This window comes from Halobellus clavatus (genome assembly GCF_900107195.1).
GTDB classification, from domain to species: Archaea; Halobacteriota; Halobacteria; order Halobacteriales; family Haloferacaceae; genus Haloquadratum; species Haloquadratum clavatum.
This window is the reverse complement of sequence record NZ_FNPB01000013.1, coordinates 1-22013: the sequence shown is the minus strand read 5'-3', so window position 1 is coordinate 22013 and position 22013 is coordinate 1. Positions and strand designations below refer to the sequence as shown.

Genomic DNA, 22013 nt, shown 5'->3' with positions numbered 1-22013 from the left:
GCGCGCGCTTTCGATATGGAACTGTTCGCCGTCCCCGACCTCCCGGAGATCCGCCCGGACGACGATCTCGCGGCGTTGATCCGCCAGCGGGTCGACCTCCGTCCGGACGACGTCGTCTGCGTCGCGTCCACGGTCGTCTCGAAAGCCGAGGGTCGAAGCGCCGATCTCGCGGACTTCCCGGCGGGCCCTCGGGCCCGCGAGATCGCCGCGACGCTCGAACAGGCGACGGGCGAGACGAAGGATCCGCGATTCGCGCAGGCGGTCCTCGAAGAGAGCGTCGAGATCCTGATCGAATCGCCGTTTCTCCTCACGGAGACGCGTTTCGGTCACGTCGGCGTCAACGCCGGCATCGACCGCTCGAACGTCCCCGACGGGGACCTACTGTTGCTCCCGAAACGGCCCGCAGAGAGCGCGGCTCGCCTCCGATCGGGCCTCGCGGTCGACCGGGTGATCGTCACCGACACGTGCGGTCGCCCGTTCCGACACGGCCAACGCGGGGTCGCGATCGGCTGGGACGGCCTCGCGCCCGGCCGCGACTGGCGAGGCGAGACCGACAGGGACGGCCGCGAGTTGGGCGTCGCCGTAGAGAACGTCGCCGACGAACTGGCCGCGGCCGCGAACCTCATCGCCGGTGAGGGCGACGGGGGCACCCCGGTCGTGGTCGTCCGCGACTTCGAGTGGGGCGACCACGACGAGAGCGACGCGCACTTCCGGGAGATCGAGACCGATTTCGTTCGACAGGCGATCCGTGACTGGTCGTTCGACGCTTGAGGGGTGCGATCCGGGTCCACAGCCGTCGTTGCTTACTTCGTCGGGTGCTTCGGTTCGGACTCCCGCGCGCTCGATCCGAGGCCGGTGAACTGATTCACGACCGCGCCCACGACGAGGTACGCGAAGTACGCGACCGTCGCGGTCGTCAGCCCCGCCCCGACCAGGAACGAGATCGCACTGAGCGGATCGACCCCGAGGAAGACCTCGAAGAGGAAAATCCTGACGAGATCGACGACGCTCGTGACCAACTGCACGACGAAGCCGAGTATCGAGACCATACGACCCACTTCGGACCCATCGTATATGTGTGGTGCGGAAGCCGGTTTGCGGTCCCCGAGGGCACAGCCTGTGCGGTCGGTGGACCGGCGGGGGCGACGTGCGGAACCGGAACGCGTTAGGGATGCCCCGCAGAATGAGCGCGTATGACCGACGCCGCCGACGACCCGGACGCGGAATCGCTCGCCGAACGGGTCCGCGACGGGGACCTCGCGCTGCACGAACTCGACGAGCACGCCGACGCCGACACGGCGACGGCGGCCCGACGCCTCGTCGTCGACGCCGACACGGGCGCGTCGCTCGAGACGGTCGGCAACTACGGCTTCCCGGCCGAGCGCGCCGAGTCGAACATCGAGAATATGCTCGGGACCGTCCAGATCCCGGTCGGCGTCGCCGGCCCGGTCGACGTGAACGGTGGGGCGGCCGACGGCGAGGGGTATCTGCCGCTCGCGACTACCGAGGGCGCGCTGCTCGCGAGCGTCAACCGCGGCTGCTCAGTGCTCTCCCAGGCCGGCGGCGCGAACGCCCGCGTCCTCAAATCGGGGATGACTCGCGCCCCCGTCTTCCGCGTGACCGACGTCGTCGAGGCCGAAGCCCTCGTCTCGTGGGTCCGCGACAACGTCGATCGGCTGACCGAGGCCGCCGAGTCGACGACGAGCCACGGCGAACTCGACGACGTGACGCCGTACGTCGTCGGTAACTCGGTGTACCTGCGCTTCCGGTACGACACCAAGGACGCGATGGGGATGAACATGGCCACGATCGCGACCGAAGCCGCCTGCGACGTCGTCGAGACGGAGACCGAGGCCGAACTCGTGGCCCTGTCGGGCAACCTCTGTACTGACAAGAAGCCAGCCGCGATCAACGCGGTCGAGGGGCGCGGCCGCACCGTGACGGCCGACGTGACGATCCCCCGCGAGGTCGTCGAGAACCGTCTCCACACGACGCCCGGCGACATCGCCGAACTCAACGTGCGGAAGAACCTGGTCGGGTCGGCGAAGGCCGGCAGCCTCGGATTCAACGCCCACGTCGCCAACGTCGTCGCCGCGATGTTCCTCGCGACCGGGCAGGACGAGGCCCAGGTCGTCGAGGGCGCGAACGCCATCACGACCGCTGAGGAGCGCGACGGCGACCTCTATCTCTCCGTCTCGCTCGCCTCGCTCGAAGTCGGCACTGTCGGCGGCGGGACGAAGCTTCCCACGCAGGCGGAGGCGCTCGATATCCTCGGCATCCGCGGCGGCGGCGACCCCGCGGGCTCGAACGCGGACGCCCTCGCGGAGTACGTCGCGGTCGGCGCACTCGCGGGCGAACTCTCGCTGCTCTCGGCGCTGGCCTCCCGACACCTCTCCAGCGCGCACGCCGAACTGGGCCGGTAGTCGACCCGTTTCGACGTCTCCGTCGCGGTTCAGCCGCCGAACGGTCCGACGAGCAGCAGCGTGCCGGCGGCCACGAGCCCGAGACCGCCGACGAGCAGGGGCGTCTCAAGCGACGAGCCGGCGCCCTGCTGTCCGAGTGCCAGCCCCAGCGAGGTCAGGAGCCAGCCGACACCCGAGAACGAGAGCCCGACGCTCCGCCGCCGCTGCCCCTGGATCACTGCCGCCGCGGCCAACATCGTGTGTCCGGCGAGGAAGCCGCCCCCAGCCAGGACGAGTCGGCCGGTGAGCGCTGCGACAGCGCCCCCGACGAAACAGGCACCGACGACGATCCGCAGGGCGGTCCCGACGATCCCCGCCCCTGCGGCCGCTCCTGTTTCCGACATTCTCAGAGGAGGCGGTAGCGCCCTCGGGACTCGGAGGCGTCACCCCGCCGTGCGAGTTTCTCCAGCAGTTCGCGCGATTGGTCGCTCGGAACGCCGCGTTCCTCGGCGTACTCCGCGACCTCCTCGGCGGTCGGTTGATCGAGGGTCCGGAGGGCGTCACGAACGACGTCGAGGCGGTTCGACCCCGATCCACCCGAACCTGTCGACGCCCGCTCGCCCGCCGCCGCAACCGCGTCGGCGTCGAGGCCCGATCCCTCGAGGTACTCCCGATCGTCGACGCCGCGCTCGTCGATCTCGCGTTCCATCTCGGCGACGTGGGCCGTCTCCGCGAACGATTCACTGTTGCCGCCCCGTTTCGCGAGCAGCGCCGAGCGTGCCTGTCGGGCGGCCTCGCGGTCGTCCTCCTCGACGAACCGGCGGAGTTTCTTCGTCTGATGGGTCCGCCCACACTGTGGGCACGTGGCGGTCTCGGCCGTCCGCGCGTCCTTCAGCAGCCAGAGGTGCTCGCAGTCGGTACAGCCCACGACGGCGTACATACTCCCGAGTTCCGCGCGATCGGATTTGAACCTTCGGCTCCGGCGTCGGCGGGGTCGCGGCCGACCGCCGCTCACTCGACGTCGGGCGCGGTCTCGTCGGTGCGTCCCGGCAGCTCCAGTTCGATCTCCAGTTCGGGCTCGCCCACGCCCTCGAAGTCGATCTCCAGCCCGACGGGTTCGCCGAAGGCGAAGGGCAGCTCCCACTCGTCGGTGGCGATCGTCAGCTCGTCTCCGTCCCGAAGCTGTTCGCCCAGTTCGATCAGGAACCGACCCGCCTCCTCGGCGTCGAGGCGGTACTCCTCCTCGAAGTCTCGGCCCGTCCGGATCGTCGTGCGCTCCGTCCTGTCGTCCGATCCGGGTTCCACGTCGGCTTCGGCGTCCGCGTCGGCCTCGATATCTGCGTCGGTCATCGTCGCTACCGGCGCACCTCGATCGTCAGGTCGCTCGCGATCCAGCCGTCGGTGTTCCCCGATTCGAGAAACACCGATCTCCCCGGACAACTCTCACAGACGGTGATCTCCGGGTTCCGATGCGACTCCGACTCCGGCGACGGATCGCCGTGCGAGCGGGTACCAGCGGCCATCATAACGATTTAGGCAACCCTAAATCAAAAAGGATGCGGTTCGGTCCCGAGGTCGCGGCCGCTCAGGCGAGTTCGTGAATGTTCTCGATAACGGCGTCGGCGAACTCGCTCGTCGCGAGTTTGGTGCCGCCTTCGATCTGCCGTTCGAGATCGTAGGTGACCTGCCCCTCGGAGATGGTTTTCTCGACGGCGTCACGGATGAGAGTCCCGGCGTCGTTCCAGCCGAGATACTCGAACATCAGTCGACCGGAGAGGATCATCGCGGTCGGGTTGACCTTGTCTTCGCCCGCGTACTTGGGTGCGGAGCCGTGGACCGGTTCGGCCAGGCAGAGCCCTTCACCGAAGTTCGCGCCGGGGGCGATGCCGAGCCCGCCGATCTGTGCGCCGGCGGCGTCGGACATATAGTCCCCGTTGAGATTCATCGTCGCGATGACGTCGTACTCGCCGGTGCGGGTGAGGAGTTGCTGGAGCATATTGTCGGCGATGCGGTCGTTGACGACCAGCGTGTCCTCGGGAGCCTCGCCGTCGTACTCCTCCCAGAGTTCGTCCTCGGTGATGACGTCCTCGCCGTACTCCTCCGTTGCGACCTCGTAGCCCCAGTCCCGGAACGCCCCCTCGGTGAACTTCATGATGTTCCCCTTGTGGACGAGCGTGACCGTGTCGCGGTCGTTTTCGATGGCGTAGTCGATGGCCTCGCGGACCAGGCGCTTCGTCCCGAACTCGGTGATGGGTTTGACGCCGATACCGACTGCTCCGTCGTGAATGACGTCGTCTTCGCCCATCTCCTCCTCGACGAACTCCTTGACCTGCTGGACCTCGTCGGTGCCGGCTTCCCACTCGATGCCGGCGTAGACGTCCTCGGTGTTCTCCCGGAAGGTGATCATATCCATCTCGCCGGGGTCTTTCACCGGCGAGGGGACGCCGTCGATGTGGTACGTCGGGCGGACGTTCGCATAGAGGTCGAGTTTCTTCCGGAGGGCGACGTTGAGCGAGCGGAAGCCGGCACCGACCGGCGTCGTGAGCGGCCCCTTGATCGCGACACGGTGTTCGCGAATCGCACGTACCGTGTCGTCGGGGAGGTTCTCGCCGTAGCGCTCGCGGGCGGACCCGCCCGCATAGAGGCGCATCCACGAGACGGACCGGCCGGTCGCTTCGGCGGCGGCGTCGAGTACCTTCTGGGCTGCCGGTCCGACGTCCGTGCCGATACCGTCGCCGTGGATGATCGGGATGATCGGCGTGTCAGGGACGTTCAACTCACCCGTCTCGGGGTCCGCGAGCGTGATTTTCTCCCCAGCGTCGGGGACTTCGACCTGATCGTAGCTCATAAACATCCGGAACTTTCCGTACCGAGCCTAAATTACTGCCGTTATCAGTCCGAGCGAACCGGCCGAATCGCAATTGTTGCCGGTCGACTCGGCCGTTCGCCGCGTCGCTCCGAGAACCCCGGACGGCACCACCCTCACGCCCGCACCGACGGGACGGCTTCTTGTGTCCAGACCGTCTTCTCGGACACACGATGTCCAACGCATCCGACGCCGAGACTGACAGTCGCCCCGAGGAGGAAGTCATCACGGTCTACTCCGATTACGTCTGTCCATTCTGTTATCTCGGCCGCCAGTCACTCGACAACTTTCAGGAGACGCGCGAGGTCGAACTGCAGATCGACTGGCGACCGTTCGACCTCCGCTCGGGGAAGCGGAACCCCGACGGCTCGATCGACCACGATGCCGACGACGGCAAGGACGACGCGTACTACGAGCAGGCCAGAGAGAACGTTCGACGCCTCCAGGAACAGTACGGAGCCGACGAGATGGAACTGGATCTCGCGACGGACGTCGACTCGCTCCCCGCCCAGCTCGTCTCGGTCGCGATCCGGGAGCGCGAGGGGTACGAACGGTGGCTCGACTTCGACGAGGCCGTCTTCGCGGCGCTCTGGGAGGCGGGTCGCGACATCGGCTCCGAGGACGTGCTGGTCGACCTCGCGACGGACGTCGGCGTCGACGCCGACGTCGTCCGCGAGACGCTCGCTGACGACGACCGACGGAGTGCCCTCCGCGAACAGTTCCGAGCGGCCAGCCAGCGCGGCGTCACGGGCGTGCCGACGTTCGTCTACGACGGCCACGCCGCCCGCGGCGCGGTCCCGCCGGAGCAACTCGAACGGCTGGTCGAGGGCGCGTAAGGGACGCCGGGCCGATAGAGCCAGGCGCCAATCCGGCACTCACACCGGCTTGCCCGCGTGGAAGAGCACGTCGCCCTCGAGACGGAATCGCCCGAGCGCCCTCGCCCCGAGATCGAGCGACTGCAACGGCTCGGCCTTCGGGTGTGGCCCGAACGACACCGAGACGCGATCGCTGAACGGCCAGCCACCGATCTCGGCGTCGACCTCGCTCGGGACCTCGAGGAGTTCACCGTCTTGGTGCGTGTACGACCGTCCGTCGCGTCGGACGGCTGTCGTGGGCGGTCGATCGACTGCGAGGCTGACGAACCGCTCGCCGTCGAGCCGAACGGTCGTCTCGCGGACGGACCCCCTGTCGGCGTGGTCGATCGCTGCGACCGCCTTGGGGAAGCCCCAGATGTCGACGCCGAACGCCGTCGCCGGCTCGGTCGTGACCGGCATCGTCCAGACGTACCCGTTCGTCGCCTCCAGCAGCGCAGACACGTAGGGCACGCTCGACCGTGTCGTCCGACTCGCCGGGATGATGACGGCGAACTCGTCGTAGGGGTCCAGTCCGGGAACGTCGACCGCGTGGTACTCGACGCTGAGCAGTGTCACCGCCGCGTCGCCCGCCAGGGTGGCCCGAATCGGCTCCAGTCGATCCGGCAGCAACGCCGAGACCGCGGTTTTCGGCGCGGCGAACGTCGCTCCCAGCATCGTCGCCTGGAGCCTGACTGGCAGTTCGACCCTGTGACCGGTCGAGATGGTCACGGGCTCCTGTGCGGTCGATTCAGTCCCCCGAACGGCTGTGTTCGGCTCCTGATGCTCGTCGCTCGACATACCCGGTGAACGGTGGCAACGACAAAAACGGTCGTGGCGGTCGTCCCGTGAGTCTGCCCGTCGAGCGTGGAGTTGTCGCCGGTGACACCGAAGCGTGTCGCCGCCGCAGTGACCGAGGCGTGGACCGCCTACTCCGCCGCCTCGTCGGGCTGTCCGTCCTCGACGTTCGACGAACCGCCATCAGCGGCCACCGTCGCCGGGTCAGCACCCGTCGGCGTCGCGTGCAGCCACTCGTCGGCCCACGCCTCGATCTCGTCGAAGACGGGACACAGCGAACGGCCCTTCGGGGTCAGCGAGTAGAACGTCGCGACCGGCGCGTCCTCTTCGAGCCGCCGGTTGACGAACCCCAGTTCCTGGAGGTCGTCGAGGACGCGCGAGAGCGTCCGCGAACTGGCGTCGGTCGATCGTTTGAGTTCGTTGAACCGCTTCTCTCCGTCCTGGAGGTCGTGGAGGACGATCAGTCGCCACTGCGAGCCGATCTGTTCGAGCGAGTCGATCACCGAGCACGGTTCCTCGTCGGATTTCTCGTCGGGTTCTGGGGACACGAACGTCACCTGGTCACCCGTTCGTCCGCGAAGGTACAAACCCTTTCGGCTTTATAGTAGGTAACAGAGCGATACTACCTACGCTTCACCTATGCAAACAAACGGAATCCACCACGTCACGGCCGTCGCGGGCGACCCCGAGGCGAACCTCGCGTTCTACACCGGGGTCCTGGGGCTGCGGTTCGTCAAGCGCACGGTCAACTTCGACGACACGGCGACGTATCACCTGTACTACGGCGACGAGACGGGAACGCCGGGCACTGCGCTCACGTTCTTCCCGTTCGACGGCGCACGCGCCGGGCGTCCGGGGCGCGGTCAGGCGGTCGCGACCGCCTTCGCCGTCCCCGAGGGGAGCCTCGACTACTGGGCTGACCGCCTCGCCGACACCGACGCGACGGTCGACGGCCGACACACCCGATTCGGGACGGACGTGCTCTCGTTCACCGATCCGGACGGCCAACCGCTCGAACTCGTCACGGCCGACGCTCCGATCGACCCCTGGTCGGAGGGGCCCGTCCCCGAGGCGTACGGGATCCGCGGCTTCTTCGGCGTCACGCTGCACTCCGCGGACCCGGACGCGACCGCGAACGTCTTGGACCTCCTCGGATTCAGCCGGGTCGGCTCGGAGACCGAACCCGACGACGGCGCCGACCGCGTTCGATACACCACCGAGGGCGAGCACGCGACCGTCGTCGACGTGGTCCATCGCGGTCCGCCGCGCGGCCGCCCCGGGGTCGGCACCGTCCACCACGTGGCCTTCCGTGCCCCCGACGAGGACACGCAGTTGGCCTGGCGCGACGAACTCACGGACGCGGGCCAGTTCGTGACGCCGCAGAAGGACCGCCAGTACTTCAGATCGATCTACTTCCGCGAACCGGGCGGCATCCTCTTCGAGATCGCGACCGATGGTCCCGGATTCACGGCCGACGAATCGGTCGCAGAACTGGGTTCGGAACTCAAACTGCCCGCGTGGCTCGAAGACGAACGCGATCAGATCGAAGCGTCGCTCCCGCCGCTCACTGCCGAGGCCAGTCCCGAGCCCAAGGCCGCCGCGGCTGACGGAGGTGACGAGGAATGAGCCGTGCCGATCCCCACGGCGACCAGCCGCTCCGGACCGCGGGTGTCTCGCCCGAGGCGGCCGACGCGGCGGTGGTCCTCGTCCACGGCCGGGGTGCGCGCGCCGACGGTATGCTCCAGTTCGCACAGGAGTTCGGTCGCGACGACGTTCACTACGTCGCGCCACAGGCGCAGCGCGGCACGTGGTATCCCAACCGCTTTCTCGCGCCGATCGAACAGAATCAGCCGCACCTCGACTCCGCACTCGCCCACCTCGGCCGCGCGGTCGACGCAGCGCAGTCTGGCGGCCTCCCGGCGGAGAAGGTCCTCCTCGTCGGGTTCTCGCAGGGAGCGTGTCTCGTCTCTCACTTCGTCGCGCGCGAACCGAAGCGCTACGGCGGCCTGACGCTGCTCTCTGGGGGCCTGATCGGCAAGGAGGGCACCGAGTTCGACTTCACGGGCGACGTCGACGGGATGCCGTTCTTCCTCGGCGTGAGCGACGACGACCCACACATCCCGATGTCCCGCGCCGAAGCGACCGTCGACGTCTTCGAGGCGCTGAACGCCGACGTGCGGTTCGACCGCTATCACGGTCGTGGACACGGCATCTTCACCGAGGAGATCGAGTACCTCGGCGACGCCCTCGACGCCGTCGTCGACGAGTAGACCACCCGACCGGGCGACCGCGTCGACCGTCGGGTTCGGAACCTCTTTTGCATCTTCGGCCGACAGTCCTTCTATGAGCCACGGATCTCTCGACGACGAGACGATGGAGAAGTACCGGGAGGCGGGGTCGGTCCTCCGACAGGTGCTCGACGAGGCGGCCGAAAAAGTCGAACCGGGCGTGACCCAACTGTCGGTCGCCGAATTCGCCGAGGACCGCATCCGGGAACTCGCCGACGGGTGCGCCTTCCCCGCGAACATCAGCGTCGACGAGGAAGCCTCCCACGCCAGTCCCGGCCGCGACGACGACACCGAGTTCGGCGAGGAGATGGTCTGTCTCGACTGCGGCGTCCACGTCGACGGCTACATCGCCGACGCCGCGGTGACGGTCGATCTCTCCGGGACGCCCGAACTCGTCGAGGCGGCCGAGGAGGCTCTCGACGCCGCGCTCGACGCCGTCGGGCCGGGCGTCGAGACCGGCGAAGTCGGAGCGGAGATCGAAGACGTGATCCGCGGCTACGGCTACACCCCCGTGTTGAACCTCTCGGGGCACGGCGTCGCCCAGTGGGACGCCCACACCGGGCCGACGATCCCGAACCGCGGCACCGAGCGCGGCGTCGAACTCGAGGTCGGCGACGTCGTCGCCATCGAGCCGTTCGCGACAACCGGGAGCGGAAAGGTCTCCGAGGGCACGAACGCGGAAATTTACAGCTTAGAGAACGACCGCTCGGTCCGGAATCGCGCCGCCCGGCAGGTCCTCGATCAGGTGAAAGACGAGTACAAGACGCTGCCCTTCGCGGCGCGCTGGCTGGAGGGCTCCCGCTCGGAGATGGCGGTCCGCCGGTTGGAACAACAGGGCGTGCTCCACGGCTATCCGGTGCTGAAAGAAGACGACGGGGAACTGATCAGCCAAGCCGAGCACACTGTCGTCGTCACCGAGGACGGCTGCGAGATCATCACGGCGTGAGCGAGATGGATCAGGTCTTCGCCCCCTGGCGGATCGAGTGGGTCGAACGCGACGACCACGAAGACGACGTCGACGGCTGTCCGTTCTGCGTGCTCCCCGAGCGCGACGAGGACAGAGACAGCCGGATCGTGGCGCGCACCGACCACTCGTTCGTCATCCTGAACAACTACCCGTACAACCCCGGTCACGTGATGGTCATCCCCGATCGCCACACCGGCGAGTGGGGCGCGCTCTCCGACGCGGAACTGCTGGATCACGCCCGTCTCAAGGTCGCGACCATCGACGCGCTCGAGGCCGCCCTCGGCCCCGACGGGGTCAACGCCGGCGAGAATCTGGGCGGATCGGCCGCGGGCGGTTCGATCGCCGATCACGTCCACACGCACCTCGTGCCGCGCTGGAGCGGCGATACGAACTTTATGCCCGTGATCGGCGACACGAAGGTGCTCGTCGAGGCGCTGGACGACACCTACGATCGGCTCCACGAGGCCTTCGCGTCGTTGCCGGCGGCAGCGCCCCGCGACGGGGACGGACGAGACGATCAGGGGGCAGCCCACGACGCAGACCCCGATCGTGCGGTCCGGCTCAGTTTCGAGACCTGATCGTCCACTGCGCTGTCTCGGTTCGCATCATCAAATTCTGCGCTGTCTCTGCTCGCGTCGTTTCCCTCTGCGCTGTCGTTCGGGACCGAAGCGACTTAGCCGTCACACGGGAAGATGCGACCAATGAGCGAGGACCGCAGACGCGTCGTCCGCCGGGTCGGGGCGGTCGTCCTCGGGGTCAACCTCGCGCTCGTGCTGGCGAAGGGCAGCGTCTGGTGGGGGACCGGCAGCCTCGCCGTCGGATCGGAGGCCGTCAACAGCCTCGCCGACAGCGTCTACAGCCTCGTCGTCCTCGCCGGGCTCTATCTGACGACCCAGCCGCCGGATTTCGAGCATCCCCACGGCCACGAACGGATCGAGCCGTTCGTCTCGCTGTTCGTCGCCGTCGGCGTCTTCGTCGCCGGCGGCGCGGTCCTCTGGAACGCCGCCACCTCGATCCTCTCGGGATCGTACGGCGTCAACGGGGGAACCGCGGCGGTCGCGGTCCTCGTCGCCACCGCCGGCGCGAAGTACGGCCTCTACCGCTACTGCCTCCGGATCGGCGAGGAGCGACACTCCCCCGCCATCGTCGCCGCGGCGCTCGACAACCGGAACGACATCCTCACCGCCGGTGCGGCGCTCGTCGGCGTGCTCGGCGCGTCCGCCGGCGTCCCGGTCCTCGATCCGATCGCCGGGGCCGTCGTCTCGATCGGGATCTTCTACACCGGGTACGAGATCGTCCGCGACAACGTGAACTACCTCGTCGGGGCCGCTCCCCCGGAGGAACTCCGCCGTGAGATCCTCGAACGTGCGCTCGAACATCCGCAGGTCCGCGGCGCACACGACGTCGTGGCGCACTACGTCGGCCCCGAGATCGACGTGAGCCTCCACATCGAGGTCGAGGGTCAGATGACGCTCTTCGAGGCGCACGACATCGAATCCGAAGTCGTCGAAGCCGTGCGCGCGATGCCGGAGGTCGACGACGTATTCGTCCACGTCGATCCGAAGGAACTCGGCGAGTGGAAGCCCGACGACGAGGCGGATCGACTCGTCGAGTCCGAGTCCGAACTGTCCGGCCGCGACGGAGACGGTGGTGGCGGTGGTAGAACCGAATCCGGCAGCCACGCCGACGATGATTCTGACAGCGACGACGAGTCGAGATCCGATGGTGACGACGACGAGTCGAGCCCCGACGACGACGATGCACGCGACCGCTCGGTCGGGGCCGCTGAAGACCGTTCGTCGGTCTGATCGGCTACGCGAACGCCTTCCCGGTGATGAGCAATCGGATCCAGCCTAACTCGGGGATGCGGAACTGCGCCTTCGCTTCGATCCACGACGGCCGCACGACCGGTGCGATCCCGGTGGCCTGGTCGTACTCGCCGTTGTTGTCCCCCTTCGTGACGTAGCCGTCGTAGGGCGCCGGACAGGCGCTCAACTCTGCGCAGCTATCGGCGTCTCCGAGGTACGAGGCGTTGGCCTCGCCGTACCAGTTCTCGCCCGCCTCGACACGGAGCTGCGCCCGGTGGATGATCGGCGCGCCGGTCCGTCCGGGCGGGTCGAAGACGATCACGTCGCCGGCACCACCCAGCCGGCCGTATCCGTCGGCCGCCGCGGCGGTGACGACCCCGCGATCGTCGGCGGCTGTCTCGCTGAACCGATCTGGGTCCGAGATCGCGACCATATCGCCGCGCTCGACGGACGGCTCCATACTCGGGCTCTCGATCGCAACGAGCGGCGGCCACACGCCGGCCGCGGCAAAGAGCACGGCTCCCACGACCAAGACGGAGCCCACGACGACGGCGACGTCGCGGAGGTACAGTATCGCACGCGGCCGACTCATCGGTGTCCCGTCCGGGACCGACGCGAAAAAAGCAACCGATCAGCGGGCTCGGCTCCGGCCGTGTCGTCGTCGACTCAGATCGGATCGCCGAACGCGTAGACGGTCTGGTGGCTCGTCACGTCCACCTCGAACGTCATTCCGGGTTCGATGCCCCTCTCGGAGGCGTTCTGCACGATGATCTGCCGATAGGCGTCGTCGCGGCACTTCATCGAGTCGCCGGTTCCCTCCCTGACGGCCATCACTTCGCGGGTCTCGCCGACCATTGACTCGTAGGCTTCCGCGACGATTTCGTGCTTCAGTTCGGACATCTCCTTCGAGCGCTCCTTCTTGACCGTCCCGCCGAGCCCCTTCAACTCGGCGGCGTCGGTACCGGGTCGCTTCGAGAAGCGGGTGACGTTCACCTTCTCCGGGCGCACCTCACGGAAGAGCGCTATGCTCTGGGCGTGGTCCTCCGCCGTTTCCGTGGGGAAGCCGACGATGAAGTCGGTCGAGAGCGTCCAGTAGTCTAACGTCTCGTCGAACGTCTCGACGATCTCGGTGAACTTCTCGACGCGGTGCTGGCGGCGCATCTCTTCGAGCACCGTATCAGAACCGGACTGTACGGGCAGGTGGATGAAGTTGTACAGTTCGTCGTGACGCGCGAACACGTCGGCCAGTTCGTCGCGGATGCCGTGGATTCCACCGGGGTTCGCCATCCCCAGCCGAACTCTGAACTCGCCATCGATCTCCGTACAGATCCGATCCAGGAGTTCGGGGAGTTCGCGCTCGCCGTCGTCCCAGCCGTAGACGCCGGTGTCTTGGCCCGTGATTCGGAGTTCGTTCGCCCCGGCGTGAACCAGCGCGCGGGCCTTCTCGACGTTCTCCTCGACCGACGGGGAGTCGACGCGGCCGGTCGCGAACTTCGTGATGCAGTACGAGCAGTTCGACAGGCAGCCCCGGGCGATCGGCAGGATGCCGACGACGCCATCGAGAACCGGTTCGGTGCCCGGACCGGGCGTGGGGCACTCGCCGTTCGTGACCGCCGCGGGGACGTCGTCCCAGTGGAGGATCTGCGCGTCGATCTCCTCGTCGCGGAACTCCTCGCCCTGTGCGAGCGCCATACAGCCCGTGATGATGAGATCCGCTGTCTCTGCTTCGAGTTCTTTGGCCCGGCGGAGCATATTGCGCTCCGTCTTCTCGACCACCGTGCAGGTGTTCATAATGGCGACGTCGGCCGCCTCCGGGCCATCGACGGGGTAGTGGCCGGCGTCTCGGAGCGCACTCTCTATCTGCCGGCTCTCACCGCGGTTGGAGGTACAACCGTACGTCTCGATGTGGTATCGGGCCATCCAGTCGCTCTCAGTTACCGGATCTGCGGGCAAAAGCGCGACGGTTCGGCCGACGACTGGAGCCAGTTCTCACACCTCAGCTCCGAAGTGCCTCGACGGGTGGGTCGTTCGCGGCCTTCCACGCCGGGTAGAGCCCGCTCAGCAGGCTGGCGACGACCGCGAAGCCGAAGCCGAGCAGGAGGTAGCGGACGCTCGCCCAGCCGAACACGAGCGTCGCGTCCCCGGCGAGGACCTCGAAAGCGACGAGGCCGACGCCCAGCGAGAGCGCTGCGCCGACGAACCCGCCGATGATGCCCAGAAACGCGGCCTCGGCGAGGATCATCCGCAAGACTTCCCCACGGCGGATACCGACTGCGCGGAGGACGCCGATTTCGCCGCGGCGTTCGATCGTACTCATCAACATCACGTTGAGAATCGCGACGCTCGCGACGATCAGCGAAATCGAGCCGATCCCGAGCAGCGCGAGGTTCAGCGTATCCAGAAACGACCCGACGTTCTCCTGGATGCTCGCGAAACTGGTGACGCTCAGGATCTCCTCGTCGCCCTCGTTGAACCGCGTTTCGACCGCGTCGGAGATCCGCTGCGCCTCGTCGCCGTCGGACGCGACGATCGTCACCGAGTCGTAGTAGTTCTGGTCTCTGAGCGCTGAGAGCGGGAGGACGAGTTCGCTGCCCCCACCGAAGCCGCCGCCGCCGGACTCGATCAGCCCCCTGATCCGATAGAGTTGGCCGTCGTACTCGACGGGGTCGCCGATTTCGAGCCCGAGCTGTCGTGCGGTGCTGTTCGTGAGCAACGCCCCGGACCGGAGCCGATCGGGGTTGTCGCCCGAAGAGACCTCATACAGGGTGCTCGCACGCGTCAATCCGGTGACGCTCACGAACCGCTCACTCCCGTCACGCGCCGTCAGCGTGGTGCTGTTCGTCTTCTCGGGGATGACGGTGGCGTCGCCGGCGACGTCTCGGATGCGATCCACCTGCTCCTGGGTGACGCCGTCGGTGGTGCTGTCCGTGCCGGACCTGATCGTCACCTCGTCGGCGATCCCGCCGAGATTCGACGTCGCCTGCTGCTGGATCGCGACGCCAGCCATCCCGAGCGAGGCGATCGCGACGACGCCGATGATGATGCCGAGCGTCGCCAGCGCCGTGCGGACCCGGCTCCGCCCGAGGTTCCGCCAGGCCATTCCGACGCTCGGCAGTTGCCACAGCAGGTCCCTGATGCTCATTCTCCGATCTCCCCATCGACGAGGTTGACTTCGCGATCGGCGTACTCGACCAACTGCTCGTCGTGGGTGACCGCCACGATGGCGATGTCTTCCTCCTCTTTGAGACGCGTGAGTTCGTCGAGGATGGTCGCGCCGGTGTCCTGATCGAGGTTGCCAGTCGGCTCGTCGGCGAGCAGAATGTCGGGTTCGTTGATCAGCGCCCGCGCGATGGCGACGCGCTGTTGTTGTCCCCCCGATAGCTGATCCGGCGTGTGACTCAACCGATCGCTGAGACCGACGCGTCCGAGGAGATCGATCGCCCGGTCACGCCGGTCGACGTCGGTGTCCCACATCGAGGGGAGTTCGACGTTCTCGGTCGCGGTCAGCATCGGAAGCAGGTGAAACGCCTGGAAGACGAAGCCGATCCCCGAGCGGCGTTCCTCGGTGAGTTCGTCCTCGCTGAAGTCCGTCACGTCGCGGCCGTCGAGGTGGACGCTCCCTTCGCTCGGCGTATCGAGCAGGCCGATCATATTGAGCATCGTGCTCTTGCCCGAACCGGAGGGCCCGATCACGGTCACCATCTCGCCGCGGTTTGCGGTAAAGTCGACGCCCTTCAGCGCCTCGATCGTCTCCTCACCGCTCTGGTAGCGCTTCACGACGCCATCGAGTTCGATGACGCTCGTGCTCATTGTCGCCAGCGGTAGACCCCGGCTCCAACGAGGACGAGAACCACGACGGCACCGCCGATCAGCGTGAGCGGCAGGCCGCCGGAGCCTCCCGGCGGTCCGGCACCACCCGGTCCGCTTCCACCGGCGGCTTGACCGGCTCCGAGCGACATCGCGGGCGCGGGGTCCACCTGTAACTGCTGGGTCTTCGTCACGCGCTCGTCGTCGACGACGTAGGTGATCTCGACGGGAACTTCGGACACCGACGTATTTGGCGGGGTCGACGCAGTGAGTTCGAACGTGGCGAATTCGCTGCCCTCGACCGCACCGACGAAGTACTCGCCGGACGGGGCGACCGGTCGCACCGTGTCCGTCTCCGGAATCCGGACGAGGACCGACTCCGCGTCCGTGGTCCCGAGGTTGGCGGCGTCGCCCTCGATCCGGAGGCCGCTTCCGGTCTGTGTCGCCTCGACGCTCGTCAGGCGAACGTCGCCGCGGACCGGCGCGTTCTCGTCGAGATCGACGGCCAGCGTGGTGTTGTGAGACCCACCGGCGGCTTCGTACTGTGCGGTGACCGTCAGCTGATCGCTCGCGAGGTCGTCGGTGTCGAAGGTGGTCGACTGGCTCGCACCGGGTTCGACGTCGAACAGGAAGTTCCGATCGATCTGCTCACCGTCGACGCTCGCCGTGAGTTCCACGTCAGTGAGGTTTGCGTTCCCGTAGTTCGTGAGCGAGACACTGGTGCCGGACCCATTGGCCCCGGGCCCGGCTGTCAGCTCGGCCTTCACGTTCGGTTCACTCACGTCGATGTAGATCGGGTAGTTGTATCGCTGGAAGCTGTTGCCGTTGTTGTACCGCACAGCGACACTGACAGTGAGGCGTTTCTGGCCGGACGTCTCGAATGTCGTCGACATCGGGATCGAGACCGATCCGCCGGGCGCAACCGAGCCAAGATCCTCGACGCGTGCGTACTCGGTCGTCGTGCCGGGTTTCCGGACGTAGATGTCGGTTATCGTGACCGTGGTGTCACTCTCTTGGAGATTCGAGATTTCGGTCTCGATCGTGACCTGTTCGCCGGTGTTGGGATCGTCGGGCGTCACCGTGACCGACGACACCTGGATCGCCGGTGCGGCAGCGACCGGCGTGATCGCGGCACCGGCACCGCTGATGAGGAGGGACAGTACGACTAGCACTCTGGGGATGGAGGACCAGTTCATCGTCTTGTAGGGCGTCTTTCGCGGAGGGACTCTGCTCCTGCTCCTCTTCATTCTCTCCCCTTGCAAACGTTTCGGTTCAATTATGTAGTACGATGGGACACCGCGGGGTCGCAGAATCACGCGCCGGGCGACGCCATCCCCCCGTATTCAGTTCGTGATGAAGCGTGAGAGTATCTGCAGGGCTCTGGCCTTGACAATACGATCCGTTACTCCGGTGTTGTCTGGTGATTTGCTAAGATAAGAAAAGTGATATATATGTCGGAGTTAGAACCTATCGACCCGAGCAAAGCACTCGAATTGTACCTCGAAGATCGCAGAGGAAACCTCTCTCGGGGCACCATCATCAACCACCGGTCGCGCCTCTCTTCGTTCGTCGAGTGGCTCGACGAGCGGGAGATCACCAACCTGAACGAACTCACGGGCCGCCTCATCAAGGAGTACCAGATCGAGGGTCGCAAGGACAGTGACTGGGCGCCAGCGACGGAGAAGGGGATGATGGACACCACTCGCGTCTTCATCCGCTGGTGTGAGAGCATCGAGGCCGTCGAGAGTGGACTCTCCCAGCGCGTTCAGTCGCCCGCTGTCAAAGACACGGATATGGCGCGACACGAGCAACTCGACTCTCAGACCGCCCAATCGGTCCTGAATAACCTCGAACGATACCACTACTGCAGCCGGGCACACGTGACGCTCGCAGTAATGTGGCACACGATGGCTCGGAAGGGGGCCGTCCGATCTCTCGATCTTCAGGATTACGATGCTGACGAGCGGTATCTGCAGTTCAAACACCGACCCGACACCGACACGCCGCTCAAGAACAAGACGAAGTCCCAGCGTCACGTCGCCATCTCGGAGTCGATCGCCGATCTTCTCGACGACTGGATCGAGCACAAACGTCCCGACGTCACGGACGACTACGGCCGAGAGCCGCTCATTACGACCTCGAAGGGGCGTATCGCTGGGAGCACGATCTCGAGGTATGCGTACAAGTGGACACAACCGTGTCGGCACGACGGAACGTGTCCGCTCGGGCGAGATCCGAAGACTTGTGACGCGACCGATCACAGTCGGGTCAGTACCTGTCCCGAATCGGTCTCACCCCACCCGTTCCGGCGCGGATCGATCACTCACTGGCTACGGTCGGACGTCCCGTCGCAGGCCGTTTCAGGTCGTGCTGACGTCTCCGAACGAGTGATTGAGAAGCATTACGACGAGCGGTCCGAACGGGAGCGAATGGAACAGCGGCGGTCGTATCTGGGGAATATCTAGCTGTCGTGCTGCGCGGTTTTCGTTGCATCACCCGCAAATAGTGAGACGAGAAGGATAGCAATCGTCCGAGTTGAGCCTATTGGCGTGTGGGGTGCCTTCTCTGACACCCCGAATCGCATCTCCGCCGAGAGTGGCTTCTCTGGTCATAGCTCGACTTCGTACTCATCGGCCAGTGCTTCGAATTCTGCCCACTGAGGCGTTGCTGGAGACGACTTCTCGCCTTCTGTCTCCAGAAACTCCACCAGCGATTCGACGGTTTCCGTGATCCCGTAGTCACCCGCGGTCGTTTGCAGACGCTCTGGTGAGAGTTCCATCTTCGCCGCGAGCAAGAAGACGTATTTCCGGTGGCGAGAGTCATTTTCGATGAGGAGCAGGTGGCAGAACAGGTCTTCCGGCCCCAGCGATTCACGATCCTCTGAATAGAAGTAGTACCGTTCGGATGTCGTGAAAAATTGGAGTCCGTACTCGGCAAAGGCATCGAGACCTGTCCGGTAGTAGTCAGGGTGTTCGACATCAGTATCGGTGCGAACGAGAAACTCCTCGTGTGACTCCCATACGATCGTTCCGCTTCCAACATCTTGTCTAATTCGGACGAGGTGGGTGTGATGCTGGAGTTCGTATGCAAAGACGTGGAGATCGTTGAACGCATCGGTAAGCCTGTATCGACTATGCTGCTTGACAGCCATCGCTCGATTCGTGAGCGTCCTGAGTCCGCGATAGATCGTTGCCCGTGCGTGGCCTGTTTGCTCTGCCAGTTCGGTTGCCGTCCACGCATCGTCACTACTCAAATAGTACAAGATATTCACCATCGAAGGGGTGAGCAAATCCGGGAAATCAACGTGCGGATTCGATTGTGTGAGGGACTGAAACACCTCAACACAGCGCGCATTACTCGGTTTGGCAATGATTCTGTTTCCCTCCCGCTCTTTGTCGATGAGATCACGCTGAGCCAAGTCGTTGAGAGCAGCCGATACTGTGTCCTCTCGGTAATCTAGTTCGTCCGCCAGCTCCTGACGACCCTTTGGGGTGTCAAGTGCTATGAGAACCCGGAGCTCTCGTTCTCTTATCATATTGTCTCATAATCGCCCGTTTAGTATTTAAATACCTTGGCGAATACGGGACAAATAGTAGGTTAGATGATATAATTCGGCCCGTTCTATGGTTGCTTGATTAGCCTACCTCTTTGCAATCATCAACACGCCGAGTTCGAGAACTGAATTCCAACGGAGATACTCTGGACAGCGCTCGATCGGCTATTCGAAGATGGAATTCACCTCCTCACGGTGACAACGAACCCGTCCCGGCGACCGTTAGAGGTCCTCAACGAAGGCACGCCGCGCCTCACGACGTTCTGCTTTCGTACTCATATCGTACCACTGTTCGATCGTATCCGGATTGGCGTCACACCGTTTCGAGATCACGTCCTCGGTGGGGACGCCGTTGGCTCGGAGGTGAGTAATATAGCCCCGACGGATCGGATGTGGTGAAACCGACTCCGGACACTTGTACGCGTCATTGTTCGTCTGTGCCGCCTCACACGTCTCTGGGTGCTCCCCGACCGGGCAGTCCTTCCCAATCGCACACGGCCGGGACCAGGCGTACGCGTACTTGCGAATCGTACTCTTTTGGAGACGGCCATTCTTGGTCGTTAGTAGTGGTTCCCTGCCGTATTCGTCGGTTACAGCGTTCCGATTCGCCTGGATGTATCCATCGAGAACCTGGGCCGCCTCACTCGATATTGTGATTTCGCGTTCTCCCTTGGCGCCGTTCTTCAATCGCGTGCCCGTGTCCTCGCGGTTGACCGCCTCGATGTACCGGTCGGTCGCGTCGTAATCGTCGAGGTCGAAGGCGTACAGCGTGGACTGCCGAATCCCCGTTTCGGCGAGGAGGGTCCAGATCACGTGGGCCTTCGAGAACGGTTCGAACTTCCCCAGGTAGTCGATAATCTCCTTGGCGTCGTCGTGAGAGAGCCACGTTTCGTCCTTCCCCCCGCCATTGGAGAGCGTCGGGAGGATGATGAGCTTGTGGAAGCCACCGTCGACCACGCCGCGCCGCTCGCAGTACCGGATGAACTTCCGAAGCGCCGACAGACAGCCCTTGATCGAGGAGCGGGCTTCGAGCTGGGGTTGCTTGCGGAGGTAGTTGTGGTACTCGTCCATATGGGACGGCTGGAGCTCTCGAAGGTTCTCGATGTCTTCCTCCGCGCAGAATTGGCGGAAGTGTCCCAGTCGCGAACGATAAGAACTGATGGTTCCCTGCGACACGCCCCACGGGTTGGTTTCGAGATAGAAATCGAGGACGTCGTTCACCGGGGCAGGCCCCGAGAACAACTCGTCTCCGTCTCGGACCCCGTTGGACTCGGAATTGGTCGGCTCTTCGGGATCGTTTGTCGGCGGAGTTGCGGTACGGTCGTGACTGGAACCTGTTTGCGGGGCCGAGGTCGTGTCGACGCTGGGTGTTCCCTGATTGGCCGGATTCTCCGGTGTTTCGATCCGAGTGGATTGGTCGAGATTGGCCGATCCGGTGGCGACCGTCCCGCCGTCGGTCCGCAGTTCTCGGCTTTTGCTGTTGGGGTCCGTGTTCGATTGGTCGGGATCCTCCTGTAATTGGTCGGGGGCTTCCGCTAATTGGTCTGCGTCGTCGGCGTCGTCGGGAGTCTCGGTCGGGTCGGTCACGCGCCGATCCCTCCAGTGCGGGATTTCGCACTCCCCGAAATGGGGACCAGGCGAGTCGTTACTCCGGTATCGCCTTGGGCGGCCCGATCAATTTCGGAGCCGGGGGCGTCTGTTATCGGGGTGGCTTCGGAGGGTTCCAAATCACGCGTAGTCTGTTTCCCCCGAACAGCCAGTTCGACGGTTCCAGTCGTCCATTCTCCGACCAATTTTTCGGAATTGGCCCACCAATTCCATCCCAGATCGCCCGTCGATGACGACGGATGTTGGTCGGGGAATTGGTAATCGTTGAGTGGGATCGTGGAGCGCATTCTACCAGTATAGAGCCTGTAAATGAAGGTTACTCGGCGACTCCGGAACTGATTATTCGGATGTATCTCCGAGTTCGGTGCCAGTCGCCTCCCGACCGACCTCGGTTGTGCAGAAGTTGGTCGAGGAACCGTTTTGCGTGTGAATATGATCGTCATCTTCTCCGTCCAGGTACGGTATTCGGCTCGGCCCAACAAAGTATTAACGGGTGAAAAGTTATTTAGAATTAGTCGATAATAGCCTAAGTATGGTTGAGGACTCGAACGGACGGACCGACGAACTGTTCACCGGCGTCGACGACGTCACAGATGACGACAGCGAACGTGAGCCGGTGCTCACGCCCGAGGATCGACCACGGGGGATACTCACTCCGACCGACCGAGAGTACCTCTGTGGGCTCAAGGAGTACGCCCAACCGCAGACGGACGCGAACCGGCGGCAGGAGATCCGCGAGCGGGTCGTCAACGGGCTCCAGGACTTCGTGCTACTGAGTTTGTTCTTGGGATCGGATGAGCGCGAGAAGATCTTCGCAGAACTTGGCTCCGAGGAGACCGACGACACGCTCGCTGCGATGGTCGCGTTCGGCTACCTCGGGCTCGACAGGGATCGCCTCCGGCTCGAAGCGTGTATCGAGCACGGCGTCCTCCAGGGAGCGAACGTCGACAAACTCTTTCAGTCGTCGGGGCGGGCGACCAACGTGGACGTCTCGATCTCGGTTGAGTACAACCCCGACATCGAAAAATTGTACCGGCGTTTCGAGGACGGCCAGGAGCTGACCGA

At 65.1% G+C, this 22013-nt stretch carries 24 protein-coding genes and 1 pseudogene; 10 read left to right on the top strand and 15 right to left on the bottom strand.

All coding sequences use genetic code 11. The features are described 5' to 3' along the window. The first annotated feature begins 15 nt into the window (after window positions 1-15). On the top strand, window positions 16-771 hold the full coding sequence (locus tag BLU74_RS15295) for a coenzyme F420-0:L-glutamate ligase (protein ID WP_089768905.1): 756 nt from the start codon (window positions 16-18) through the stop codon (window positions 769-771). 32 nt (window positions 772-803) lie between these two features. Here the strand turns inward: BLU74_RS15295 and BLU74_RS15290 are convergent, their stop codons facing one another. Beyond that, entirely contained in the window at window positions 804-1049 is a 246-nt protein-coding gene (locus tag BLU74_RS15290) for a DUF8024 family protein (protein ID WP_089768903.1), read from the bottom strand. A 144-nt stretch (window positions 1050-1193) separates the two neighbouring features. Here BLU74_RS15290 and hmgA point away from each other — a divergent pair, with 144 nt between their 5' ends. Next, window positions 1194-2423, top strand: a complete 1230-nt coding sequence (hmgA, locus tag BLU74_RS15285; RefSeq protein ID WP_089768900.1) for a hydroxymethylglutaryl-CoA reductase (NADPH) — start codon at window positions 1194-1196, stop codon at window positions 2421-2423. Window positions 2424-2452: 29 nt separating this feature from the next. Here the strand turns inward: hmgA and BLU74_RS15280 are convergent, their stop codons facing one another. From BLU74_RS15280 to icd, 5 genes are all read right to left on the bottom strand, one after another. Further along, window positions 2453-2806, bottom strand: coding sequence for a hypothetical protein (locus BLU74_RS15280; protein ID WP_089768898.1), 354 nt, complete (start codon window positions 2804-2806; stop codon window positions 2453-2455). 2 nt (window positions 2807-2808) lie between these two features. After that, entirely contained in the window at window positions 2809-3342 is a 534-nt protein-coding gene (locus tag BLU74_RS15275; RefSeq protein ID WP_089768896.1) for a DUF5817 domain-containing protein, read from the bottom strand. A gap of 71 nt (window positions 3343-3413) precedes the next feature. Beyond that, complete coding sequence (locus BLU74_RS15270; protein ID WP_089768894.1) at window positions 3414-3752, bottom strand: amphi-Trp domain-containing protein; 339 nt, start codon at window positions 3750-3752, stop codon at window positions 3414-3416. 5 nt (window positions 3753-3757) lie between these two features. After that, window positions 3758-3925, bottom strand: a complete 168-nt coding sequence (locus BLU74_RS19055) for a hypothetical protein (protein ID WP_175454672.1) — start codon at window positions 3923-3925, stop codon at window positions 3758-3760. Window positions 3926-3987: 62 nt separating this feature from the next. Continuing rightward, window positions 3988-5250, bottom strand: a complete 1263-nt coding sequence (gene icd / locus BLU74_RS15265) for an isocitrate dehydrogenase (NADP(+)) (RefSeq protein ID WP_089769022.1) — start codon at window positions 5248-5250, stop codon at window positions 3988-3990. A gap of 191 nt (window positions 5251-5441) precedes the next feature. On the opposite strand from icd, the gene BLU74_RS15260 reads away from it, so the two are divergent. Continuing rightward, a complete protein-coding gene (locus BLU74_RS15260; RefSeq protein WP_089768892.1) occupies window positions 5442-6104 on the top strand; it encodes a DsbA family oxidoreductase in 663 nt (220 codons plus the stop codon). A 39-nt stretch (window positions 6105-6143) separates the two neighbouring features. On the opposite strand, the gene BLU74_RS15255 is transcribed toward BLU74_RS15260, so the two are convergent. Together BLU74_RS15255 and BLU74_RS15250 are read right to left on the bottom strand one after the other, a co-directional pair. Further along, window positions 6144-6920, bottom strand: a complete 777-nt coding sequence (locus BLU74_RS15255; RefSeq protein ID WP_089768889.1) for an acetoacetate decarboxylase family protein — start codon at window positions 6918-6920, stop codon at window positions 6144-6146. Window positions 6921-7048: 128 nt separating this feature from the next. Continuing rightward, a complete protein-coding gene (locus BLU74_RS15250) occupies window positions 7049-7465 on the bottom strand; it encodes a winged helix-turn-helix transcriptional regulator (RefSeq protein WP_089769020.1) in 417 nt (138 codons plus the stop codon). A gap of 91 nt (window positions 7466-7556) precedes the next feature. Between BLU74_RS15250 and BLU74_RS15245 the strand changes: the two genes are divergently transcribed. The 5 genes from BLU74_RS15245 to BLU74_RS15225 all read left to right on the top strand — a co-directional run bounded on the left by BLU74_RS15245 (window position 7557) and on the right by BLU74_RS15225 (window position 11980). Continuing rightward, window positions 7557-8543 carry a ring-cleaving dioxygenase gene (locus BLU74_RS15245; protein WP_089768887.1) on the top strand — a complete coding sequence of 329 codons (987 nt, stop codon included), beginning with the start codon at window positions 7557-7559 and terminating at the stop codon, window positions 8541-8543. Further along, a complete protein-coding gene (locus BLU74_RS15240) occupies window positions 8540-9187 on the top strand; it encodes an alpha/beta hydrolase (protein ID WP_089768884.1) in 648 nt (215 codons plus the stop codon). Before BLU74_RS15245 ends, BLU74_RS15240 begins: the two co-directional genes overlap by 4 nt. A gap of 73 nt (window positions 9188-9260) precedes the next feature. Further along, a complete protein-coding gene (gene map, locus BLU74_RS15235; protein ID WP_089768882.1) occupies window positions 9261-10151 on the top strand; it encodes a type II methionyl aminopeptidase in 891 nt (296 codons plus the stop codon). A gap of 5 nt (window positions 10152-10156) precedes the next feature. Then, window positions 10157-10750, top strand: a complete 594-nt coding sequence (locus tag BLU74_RS15230) for an HIT family protein (protein ID WP_089768880.1) — start codon at window positions 10157-10159, stop codon at window positions 10748-10750. A 123-nt stretch (window positions 10751-10873) separates the two neighbouring features. Beyond that, the gene (locus BLU74_RS15225; RefSeq protein ID WP_089768877.1) at window positions 10874-11980 is read left to right on the top strand and encodes a cation diffusion facilitator family transporter; all 1107 of its coding nucleotides are present in this window, start codon (window positions 10874-10876) and stop codon (window positions 11978-11980) included. A 4-nt stretch (window positions 11981-11984) separates the two neighbouring features. On the opposite strand, the gene BLU74_RS15220 is transcribed toward BLU74_RS15225, so the two are convergent. From BLU74_RS15220 to BLU74_RS15200, 5 genes are all read right to left on the bottom strand, one after another. Next, on the bottom strand, window positions 11985-12572 hold the full coding sequence (locus tag BLU74_RS15220; protein ID WP_089768875.1) for a S26 family signal peptidase: 588 nt from the start codon (window positions 12570-12572) through the stop codon (window positions 11985-11987). 74 nt (window positions 12573-12646) lie between these two features. Continuing rightward, entirely contained in the window at window positions 12647-13900 is a 1254-nt protein-coding gene (locus BLU74_RS15215) for a tRNA (N(6)-L-threonylcarbamoyladenosine(37)-C(2))-methylthiotransferase (RefSeq protein ID WP_089768873.1), read from the bottom strand. 76 nt (window positions 13901-13976) lie between these two features. After that, a complete protein-coding gene (locus BLU74_RS15210; protein WP_089768871.1) occupies window positions 13977-15122 on the bottom strand; it encodes an ABC transporter permease in 1146 nt (381 codons plus the stop codon). After that, window positions 15119-15790, bottom strand: a complete 672-nt coding sequence (locus BLU74_RS15205) for an ABC transporter ATP-binding protein (RefSeq protein ID WP_089768868.1) — start codon at window positions 15788-15790, stop codon at window positions 15119-15121. The genes BLU74_RS15210 and BLU74_RS15205 overlap by 4 nt, the downstream gene beginning before the upstream one ends. Next, a complete protein-coding gene (locus tag BLU74_RS15200) occupies window positions 15787-16983 on the bottom strand; it encodes a COG1361 family protein (RefSeq protein ID WP_089768866.1) in 1197 nt (398 codons plus the stop codon). The genes BLU74_RS15205 and BLU74_RS15200 overlap by 4 nt, the downstream gene beginning before the upstream one ends. A 255-nt stretch (window positions 16984-17238) precedes the next feature. On the opposite strand from BLU74_RS15200, the gene BLU74_RS15195 reads away from it, so the two are divergent. Continuing rightward, a complete protein-coding gene (locus BLU74_RS15195) occupies window positions 17239-18252 on the top strand; it encodes a tyrosine-type recombinase/integrase (RefSeq protein ID WP_089768864.1) in 1014 nt (337 codons plus the stop codon). Window positions 18253-18395: 143 nt separating this feature from the next. On the opposite strand, the gene BLU74_RS15190 is transcribed toward BLU74_RS15195, so the two are convergent. Both BLU74_RS15190 and BLU74_RS15185 read right to left on the bottom strand, forming a co-directional pair. After that, window positions 18396-19322: a MarR family transcriptional regulator gene (locus tag BLU74_RS15190; protein WP_089768861.1), complete on the bottom strand. Its 927-nt coding sequence runs from the start codon at window positions 19320-19322 to the stop codon at window positions 18396-18398. A 240-nt stretch (window positions 19323-19562) separates the two neighbouring features. Beyond that, window positions 19563-20927, bottom strand: coding sequence for a tyrosine-type recombinase/integrase (locus BLU74_RS15185; protein WP_089768859.1), 1365 nt, complete (start codon window positions 20925-20927; stop codon window positions 19563-19565). A 553-nt stretch (window positions 20928-21480) separates the two neighbouring features. Here BLU74_RS15185 and BLU74_RS15180 point away from each other — a divergent pair. Further along, window positions 21481-22013: pseudogene (locus tag BLU74_RS15180) on the top strand (hypothetical protein); the annotation flags it as partial.